Source organism: Pedococcus sp. 2YAF34 (assembly GCF_052114585.1).
Classification (GTDB): domain Bacteria; phylum Actinomycetota; class Actinomycetes; order Actinomycetales; family Dermatophilaceae; genus Pedococcus.
In genome coordinates, this window is the sequence record NZ_JBFRFA010000019.1 from 60,496 (window position 1) to 68,445 (window position 7,950).

Here is a 7,950-nt window from a genome sequence, read left to right on the forward strand (position 1 = left end):
ACGAGACGTGTTGACAACGAAGACAACCACGGGACGGCGGAGGGGACTTCGGTATGCCGTTCCGGCCGGCGTCGCTGCCGTGTCGCTCGTCCTCGCCGGGTGTGGCGGGGGCGACGGAGGCGGCTCGGGCGACGGGTCCAAGGCTCCCTCGGCCGATGCCCTGAAGAAGGCCGACGGCGTGACGACGGTGTCGTTCTGGCACGCCATGGACGGCAAGAACGCCGAGGTCCTCACCAAGCTGGTGGCCGACTTCAACGCGGCCAACCAGGGCAAGATCCAGGTCAAGGCGACCTACGCCGGCAAGTACGACGACGCGATCACCAAGTACAAGGCCGCGATCCAGAGCAAGTCCACGCCCGACGTCATCCAGATCTACGACATCGGCACGCGCTTCATGATCGACGCCAAGCAGACCGTGCCGATGCAGTCGTTCATCGACCGCGACAAGGTCGACGTCTCGGACCTGCAGCCCAACATCACCGGCTACTACTCCATCGACGACAAGCTCAACTCGATGCCGTTCAACACCTCAATGCCGGTGCTCTACTACAACAAGACGCTCTTCAAGAAGGCCGGCCTCGACCCGGAGAAGCCGCCGCAGGACCTCGCGTCCATCCGCGCCGCCGCCGAGAAGCTGTCGAAGAAGAACGGCGGCCCCGCCGACTACGGCTTCGGCGCCGCGATCTACGGCTGGTTGCTCGAGCAGTTCATCGCCACCGACGGCAAGGAGTACTGCGACCAGGGCAACGGCCGTGACGGCAAGGCCACCAAGGTGCAGTTCGACTCCCCCGAGACGGTGCAGGTCGTCTCCTGGTGGCAGAAGCTGGTCAAGGACGGTCTGGCCGCCAACACCGGCAGGGACACCAAGGCCGCGCAGGCCGCGTTCAAGTCCGGCCAGCTGGCCATCAACCTGGAGTCCACCGGCCAGCTCGGCGGCTACAGCCAGGCTGCCAAGGAGGGTGGCTGGGAGCTCGGCGCCGCGCCGTACCCGCACATCACGGCCGGCACGACGGGTGGCCCGATCATCGGCGGCGCCTCGCTGTGGATCGACGGCGTCAACCACAAGGACGCCAACAAGGAAGCCGCCTGGCAGTTCGTGAAGTTCCTCGCCGACCCCAAGTCGCAGGCGGCCTGGCACACGGGCACCGGCTACTTCCCGATCAGCAAGGGCGCCCTCAACGACCCGGTCGACGTGGCCTACCGCAAGGACAACCCGCTCTTCGACGTCGCGGTCAAGCAGCTCGAGGGGACCAAGCTGAGCAAGGCGACCCAGGGCTGCCTGCTCGGGGTCATGCCGCAGGCCCGCAAGGCCTCCGAGGACGGACTCGAGTCGGCCCTCAACGGCGCCGACCCGCAGGCCGCCATGACCAAGGCGGCGAAGTCGGTCGAGCCGCAGATCAAGTCCTACAACGACTCGACCAAGTAGCTCGAAGGATCAACCCCGCTGCGGCGGGCGCAGGGCCCAGGCGGCCACTGCGCCCGCCGCGGCCACGTTCAGGGAGTCCACGCCACCGGACATGGGGATGGTCACGGTGAGGTCGGCCACCTCGAGGGTACGGCGCGAGAGGCCGTCCCCCTCGGTGCCGAGCACCAGCGCCAGGCGCTCAGGCGGGTCAGCGGCGAGCTCGTCGAGGCTGACGGCGTCGTCAGCCAGGGCGAGCGTGGCCACGGTGAACCCGAGGGCTCGGAGCTCGTCGATCCCTCCCGGCCAGGGGTCGATGCGGGTCCACGGGACCTGGAAGACCGTGCCCATGGAGACGCGGATCGACCTGCGGTACAACGGGTCGGCGCAGCGTGGAGTGACGAGGACGGCGTCGACGCCGAGACCGGCAGCACCCCTGAAGACGGCACCGACGTTGGTGTGGTCGACGATGTCCTCGAGCACGAGGATGCGTCTCGCACCACGCACCACCTCGGCGACGGCCGGCAGCTCGGGGCGCTGCATCGAGGCCAGGGCCCCGCGGTGCAGGTGGAACCCCGTGAGCTGTTCGATGACGTCGTGCTCGCCGACGAACACCGGGACGCCGTCCGCCTCCGCCTGCTCCACCACATCGGCCAGGTCGGTCAGCCAGCGCTGTGCCATGAGGTAGCTGCGGGGCCGGTGCCCGGCCGCCAGCGCTCGGCGGATGACCTTCTCCGACTCTGCGATGTAGAGCCCACGCTCCGGCTCGGTACGGCGCCGTAGCGCGACGTCGGTGAGCGAGACGTAGTCGGCGAGCCGCTCGTCGTCCGGGGTGGTGATGGCGATGGGCACGGCGAGCAGGCTAGAACACCAGCGCGCGCACGATGACACTGGCGCCGGCGACCACGCAGAAGACGAGGACCGCACGACGCAGCCGCTCCCGGTCGAGGTGCGCACGGGCCGGCGCCGCGGCGGCATACCCGGCGACCACGAAGGGGACCCAGGTGAGACCGGCGAGCAGCTGCTCGCGGCTGAACTCGCCCGCCAGCGCCAGCCCCACCACGGCCATCGAGGTGCCGACGAGGAAGAACGCGGCGAGCGTCGCGCGCAGCCGCTCGGGGCGCTCGTGCTGCAGGACGAGGGCGAGGTAGGGGCCGCCGATCGACGCCGCCGTACCGGCCACGCCGGCCACCGCCCCAGCGGCGGCCGCGTTGCGCGGGGTGGGGCGCAGGTCGAGGGCGGAGACCGAGGCAGCCACGGTGACGAGGATGAGGATGCCCACGACCACCGAGATGGCCCGGACCGACAGGAGTGCGACGACGGCGACGCCGACCGGCGTGAGCAGCAGGCGCGCTCCGAGCGCCCAGCCGAGCGGCCGCCAGGCGATCTGCTTGGGACCGTGGGCCAGCTGCACGACAGGCAGGCAGAAACTGGTCACGAGCAGCGCGCCCGGCATCAGCGAGGGGGTCGCCACGACGAGGAACGGCGCTGCCACGACGGCCATCCCGAACCCGATCGACGACTGCACGAAGGCGCCGGCGAAGAGCGCGGCCCCGAGGAGCAGGACCGCCGTCCAGTCCATCAGCTGAACCAGACGATCTTGATGATCCCCACGAGCCCGACGACGATGATGACGCCACGCAGGACCACCGGTGGCAGGCGCCGGCCGATCTTCGACCCCACGAACCCGCCGGCGAAGGCCCCGACCCCGACGAGCAGCGCGACGAGCCAGTTGACCTCGTCGCGGGCCACCAGGATGAAGGTGATGGCTGCGACGGCGTTGACGATGGTGGCGAGGACGTTCTTGTAGCCGTTGAGGCGCTGGATCGGCTCGCTGGACAGGGCGCTCATGAGCCCCATGAGGATGACGCCCTGGGCGGCGCCGAAGTAGCCGCCGTAGATGCCGGCCACCAGGGTGCCCGCCACCAGCGCGGGTCCGTGCCAGGCAACCGGCCGGGCACCTCCCTGCTCGTGGCGCAGGGCGGCCCCGCGGTTGAGCCGGGGACCGAGGACCACGAGCACGAGGCCGAGGCCGATGAGCACCGGCACGATCGCGGTGAACGCCTCGGGCGGCAGCACGAGCAGGAGGACCGCTCCGATGACGCCGCCGAGCAGTGATGCCGGGGCGAGTCGTCGCAGCGCGGGGCCCGAGCCACGCAGCTCGTTGCGGTAGCCGTGGACCCCCGTGACGCCGCCAGCCACGAGGCCGACCGTGTTGGACACGTTGGCGACCACCGGCGGGTACCCGAGGAACAGCAGCGTGGGGAACGTGATCAGCGTGCCGGAGCCGACGATGGTGTTGATGGTGCCTGCGCCGAGCCCGGCCAGCAGGATGCCGAGGGCTTCGAGGAGGGACACCCGAGCACCCTAGCGACGCGACGGTGAGGGCCGTCGTCCGGCCCTCACCGTCATGCGTGCGTCTGTGTCAGGCGCCCGGCGCGCGCGGCCCGTCCTCGGGTGCCACCGGCGGCGGCGGGACCGGCGCGGTGGGCTGCGGTGCATCGGGGGCGGGCGCCGCGGGCGGCACAGGACCGGCCTCCGGGGCGTCGAACAGCTCAGGCTCGGGCACGGCGTCAGCCGGGCGGCCGATCGGGGGCTGGACGCGCTGGATCGGCGCTGCGTGCTCGGTCGCCTCCTGGCTCGCCTTGCCGGCGAGGCCCCGGGCCTCAGCCAGGGCCTGCATGGGGTCCTCGAGCACCGTCTCGTCGAAGGCGTCCTTGAGCTGGCCCGGGTCGACCCACTCGTCCTCGCCACCGCCGTCGGGGCCGCTGCCCTTGTCGGTCGCGCCGAGCGCCCCGCCGATGCCGCGCAGGGCGTCGGTCAGCTCGCTCGGGATGATCCACATCTTGTTGGAGTCGCCCCGGGCGATCTGCGGGAGCACCTGGAGGTACTGGTAGGCCAGCAGCTTCTGGGTGGGCTTGCCGCGGTGGATGGCGTCGAAGACCTGCTGGATGGCGCGGGCCTGGCCCTGGGCCTCGAGGATGCGGGCCTGGGCCGAGCCCTCGGCGCGCAGGATCTGGCTCTGCTTCTCACCCTCGGCGGTGAGGATCGCGGACTGCTTGGTGCCCTCGGCATACAGGATCTGGGCCCGGCGCTCGCGCTCCGCCTTCATCTGCTTCTCCATCGACTCCTGCACCGACATGGGCGGGTCGATCGCCTTGAGCTCGACGCGGTTGACGCGGATGCCCCACTTGCCGGTCGCCTCGTCGAGGACACCCCGCAGCTGGGCGTTGATCTGGTCACGGCTGGTCAGCGTCTGCTCGAGGTCCAGGGAGCCGATGACGTTGCGGAGCGTGGTGACGGTGAGCTGCTCGATGCCCTGGATGAAGTTGGCGATCTCGTAGACCGCGGACTTCGCGTCGATGACCGAGTAGTAGATGACGGTGTCGATGTTGACGACGAGGTTGTCGGAGGTGATCACCGGCTGCGGCGGGAACGAGACCACCTGCTCACGCAGGTCGACGTTGGCACGGACCTTGTCGACGAACGGGACCAGGAAGTGGATGCCTCCCTCGAGCGTCCGTGAGTAGCGTCCGAGCCGCTCGATGATCAGCGCCGTCTGCTGCGGCACGATCCGAACCGTCCTGATGATGACGATCGCCGCGAAGACGACCAGCAACAGCAGGACGATGAAGCCTGCACTGAAGTCCATCCGTCACTCCCCTGTCTCGTCCGGCACCTGTTGGCCGGACACACCGTCCACGAAGGCGGTCGCCCCCTGGATGGACACCACGCGGACCTGCTCCCCCGGGCTGAACCGGTCGGCCGCCTCGGCGACCCGCGCGGACCACGTCTCGCCGCCGAGCTTCACGCGGCCCTCGGTGCTGGTCACCGTCTGCAGCACGTATGCCGTGCGGCCGACCAGCCCGCGGGCCCCGATGGAGTCGGCGGCGAAGTTCTCGTTGAACTTCCGCTTGAGGAACGGCCGCACGACCAGCAGCAGCACCACGGCGACGACGACGCCGACCACGATCTGCAGCGCGACACCGGCTCCCAGGGCCGCCGCCACCGCGGAGGCCAAGGCTCCCGCGGCAAGCATGATGAAGACGAAGTCGACCGTCGCGGCCTCGATCGCCCCCAGCACCAACGCCACACCCAGCCACGCGAGCCACGGGCTGTCACCGATCCAGTTCATGCGTTCCCCTCCTGATGCAGTGCGCTCAAACCCTAGGACGTCGGGGCGGGCCCGGACGTTCCTTCACCGCTGCGCAGTCGCGCAGTCCACCGGTCACCTCGGCGCTCGAGCTCCAGCGGCATCCCGAAGGTGGCCGAGAGGTTCTCCGCCGTCAGGGTGATCTCCACCGGCCCCTGCGCGACGACCTTGCCCTCACGCAGCAGCAGGACGTCGGTGAAGTTCGGCGGGATCTCTTCCACGTGGTGGGTTACCAGGACGAGCGCCGGGGCGTCGACGTCCGCGGCGAGCTCGCCCAGGCGGCGTACGAGGTCCTCCCGACCGCCGAGGTCGAGGCCCGCGGCCGGCTCGTCGAGGAGCATGAGCTCGGGGTCGGTCATGAGGGCGCGGGCGATCTGGACGCGCTTGCGCTCGCCCTCGGACAGGGTGCCGTAGGTGCGGTCGGCGAGGTGGTCGGCGCCGAGGGCCTGGAGCAGCTCGAAGGCGCGAGCGTGGTCGAACGTCTCGTAGGACTCGCGCCAGCGCCCGACGACGCCCCAGGAGGCGGTGACGACGACGTTGTGCACGATCTCGTCGCCGGGGATGCGCTCAGCGAGGGCGGCCGACGCCAGCCCGATGCGGGGGCGCAGCTCGAACACGTCGACAGCACCCAGCACCTCCCCGAGGACCCCGGCCACGCCACGGGTGGGGTGCATGCGCCCGGCGGCGAGCTGCAGGAGCGTCGTCTTGCCTGCACCGTTGGGCCCCAGGATCACCCAGCGCTGCCCCTCCTCGACCTCCCACGTGAGGTCGTCGAGCAGGGTCGCGTGGCCCCGGACCACACTCACTCCGGCGAACTCCAGGACGTCACTCATGGCACCGGACCCTATCGGCTTAGCATTGTCGGATGCCTGAACTCCCTGCGTCTGTGCGCCTTTCGCTGTGGACCACCCACGCGTGGGCGACGGGTGCGTCGGTGGAGTCCGCGGTCCGCCGGGCGCTGCCCGACATCGACCACGTCGAGGGCGACCTCGACCGGCTGTCGCTGTGGCACGACCTCGGCGAGCGAGCGCTGTTGGTGGCGCTTCCTGCGCCAGGAGACCTCGTGGGTATGCCGCGTGCCGCACCTGAGGTGCTCGCCGCCGCGGCCGACGGCCGGGAGTGCGTCTTCGTCCCGGCGCTCGGTGGAATGCTCGTGCCGTCGATCTCGTCGTTCGGCGACGACACCCGGGGCGGCCTCGATGTCGGCACGCGCGTGGACTGGGCCGCCTACGACGCCGAGCCCGTCGCGCAGCACCGGGTAGAGGCCCTGGAGGCCTCGCAGCTCGAGCGGCACCTGCGCGAGGAGCTGCGGGTGGCGACGGAGCACCTCGACGCGCTCGGTGGCCAGCCGTTCGCGGCGTCCTCGGCTCGGGAGCTGGCGGACGCGGCCCTGGGTGGGCGCTGGGGCCTGCCATCGGGACTGCCGGCCCGCGCAGCCAAGGTGATCGCCCTGGCCGGCACGGTCGGCCACGTCGTGGACGTCGCGCTGGCGGCTGGTGACGGTGCCCTCAACGCCGTGACGGCTTCGTCGCGCCACTCGCTCCTGCTGCGGCTGCAGAGGGCCGCCGACCACGCCCTCGCCGACGCCACGAACGCCGCGTGCGCCGTCCTCGCCGGATGGCGGCCGGAGTAGGGCGGTCAAGGGATCGTTGGGTATGCGGTGGGACATCTGCCCGTGCCCACTGTCCACGACACAGCTTTGGCCCGGCGCTCATCCACAGGCCTGATCTCATTGCGCTGCAAGCGGATCGGTGTGGACAGCGCTTACTCTCTTGTTCGAACACCTGTACGATTGAGGCATGTCCACCGCCCCGCTCGCGCAGTCCCGGCACCGCCGGCAGCAGGAGCTGTGGGCGCGCACGGCCGCGGTCGCGGGGCGGTTGAACCGGGCGCAGGCCGAGCTGGTCGACATCGCCGCCGAGCTCATCTCTGATCGGCATTGGGGTGATGGGGGGTTCAAGACCCCTGAGCACTACCTGGTCGTGCGGGCCGGGTTGTCGCCGGCGCACGCCAAGGATGTGGTCGCGGTCGCGCGGCGCCGGGGCGAGTTGGTCGACGCGTCTTCGGCGTTGGATGCGGGTGAGCTGTCGTTGGACCAGGTCGCGGTCATCGCCCACGGCGTCCCGACCGGCTACCTGGCCTCGGTCACCGCGTTGGCCCGGGAGGCGACGGTGCCGCAGCTGCGCCGCGCCGTGAGTAGACACGCCTTCCCCGCTCAGCCCGCGGCCGGAGCCACAGGCAGTGAAACTGAGGCAGCAGCGACCGAATTGGACCCACGCGCAGCCGTCGAGCAGGAGCAGGAGACTGCCCGCGGTTCTGCATCGGAGCGGAGGGCGTGCGCGAAGCCGGAGCTGTCGATGAGCTACGACGCGGACGGCCGGTTCCAGCTGCGGTA

The 7,950-nt window shown here is 70.7% G+C and carries 8 protein-coding genes and 1 pseudogene; 3 read left to right on the top strand and 6 right to left on the bottom strand.

The genetic code is table 11. From position 1 onward, the window contains the following. Positions 1–7: 7 nt before the first annotated feature. Complete coding sequence (locus AB4Z02_RS11735; RefSeq protein ID WP_235531570.1) at positions 8–1,426, top strand: ABC transporter substrate-binding protein; 1,419 nt, start codon at positions 8–10, stop codon at positions 1,424–1,426. Positions 1,427–1,435: 9 nt separating this feature from the next. On the opposite strand, the gene AB4Z02_RS11740 is transcribed toward AB4Z02_RS11735, so the two are convergent. The 6 genes from AB4Z02_RS11740 to AB4Z02_RS11765 all read right to left on the bottom strand — a co-directional run bounded on the left by AB4Z02_RS11740 (position 1,436) and on the right by AB4Z02_RS11765 (position 6,388). Then, complete coding sequence (locus AB4Z02_RS11740; RefSeq protein WP_441971148.1) at positions 1,436–2,254, bottom strand: TrmH family RNA methyltransferase; 819 nt, start codon at positions 2,252–2,254, stop codon at positions 1,436–1,438. Positions 2,255–2,264: 10 nt separating this feature from the next. Further along, positions 2,265–2,984, bottom strand: a complete 720-nt coding sequence (locus AB4Z02_RS11745) for a TSUP family transporter (RefSeq protein WP_441971149.1) — start codon at positions 2,982–2,984, stop codon at positions 2,265–2,267. Beyond that, positions 2,984–3,760, bottom strand: a complete 777-nt coding sequence (locus AB4Z02_RS11750) for a sulfite exporter TauE/SafE family protein (protein WP_056885184.1) — start codon at positions 3,758–3,760, stop codon at positions 2,984–2,986. Before AB4Z02_RS11750 ends, AB4Z02_RS11745 begins: the two co-directional genes overlap by 1 nt. Before the next feature lie 67 nt (positions 3,761–3,827). Next, positions 3,828–5,054, bottom strand: a complete 1,227-nt coding sequence (locus AB4Z02_RS11755; protein WP_441971150.1) for an SPFH domain-containing protein — start codon at positions 5,052–5,054, stop codon at positions 3,828–3,830. A gap of 3 nt (positions 5,055–5,057) precedes the next feature. Further along, entirely contained in the window at positions 5,058–5,537 is a 480-nt protein-coding gene (locus AB4Z02_RS11760; RefSeq protein ID WP_056885185.1) for an NfeD family protein, read from the bottom strand. A 32-nt stretch (positions 5,538–5,569) separates the two neighbouring features. Next, the gene (locus tag AB4Z02_RS11765) at positions 5,570–6,388 is read right to left on the bottom strand and encodes an ABC transporter ATP-binding protein (protein ID WP_441971152.1); all 819 of its coding nucleotides are present in this window, start codon (positions 6,386–6,388) and stop codon (positions 5,570–5,572) included. A 32-nt stretch (positions 6,389–6,420) separates the two neighbouring features. Between AB4Z02_RS11765 and AB4Z02_RS11770 the strand changes: the two genes are divergently transcribed. After that, the gene (locus tag AB4Z02_RS11770) at positions 6,421–7,188 is read left to right on the top strand and encodes a hypothetical protein (RefSeq protein WP_082590986.1); all 768 of its coding nucleotides are present in this window, start codon (positions 6,421–6,423) and stop codon (positions 7,186–7,188) included. 166 nt (positions 7,189–7,354) lie between these two features. Continuing rightward, positions 7,355–7,950, top strand: a pseudogene (locus AB4Z02_RS11775) (hypothetical protein); the annotation flags it as partial.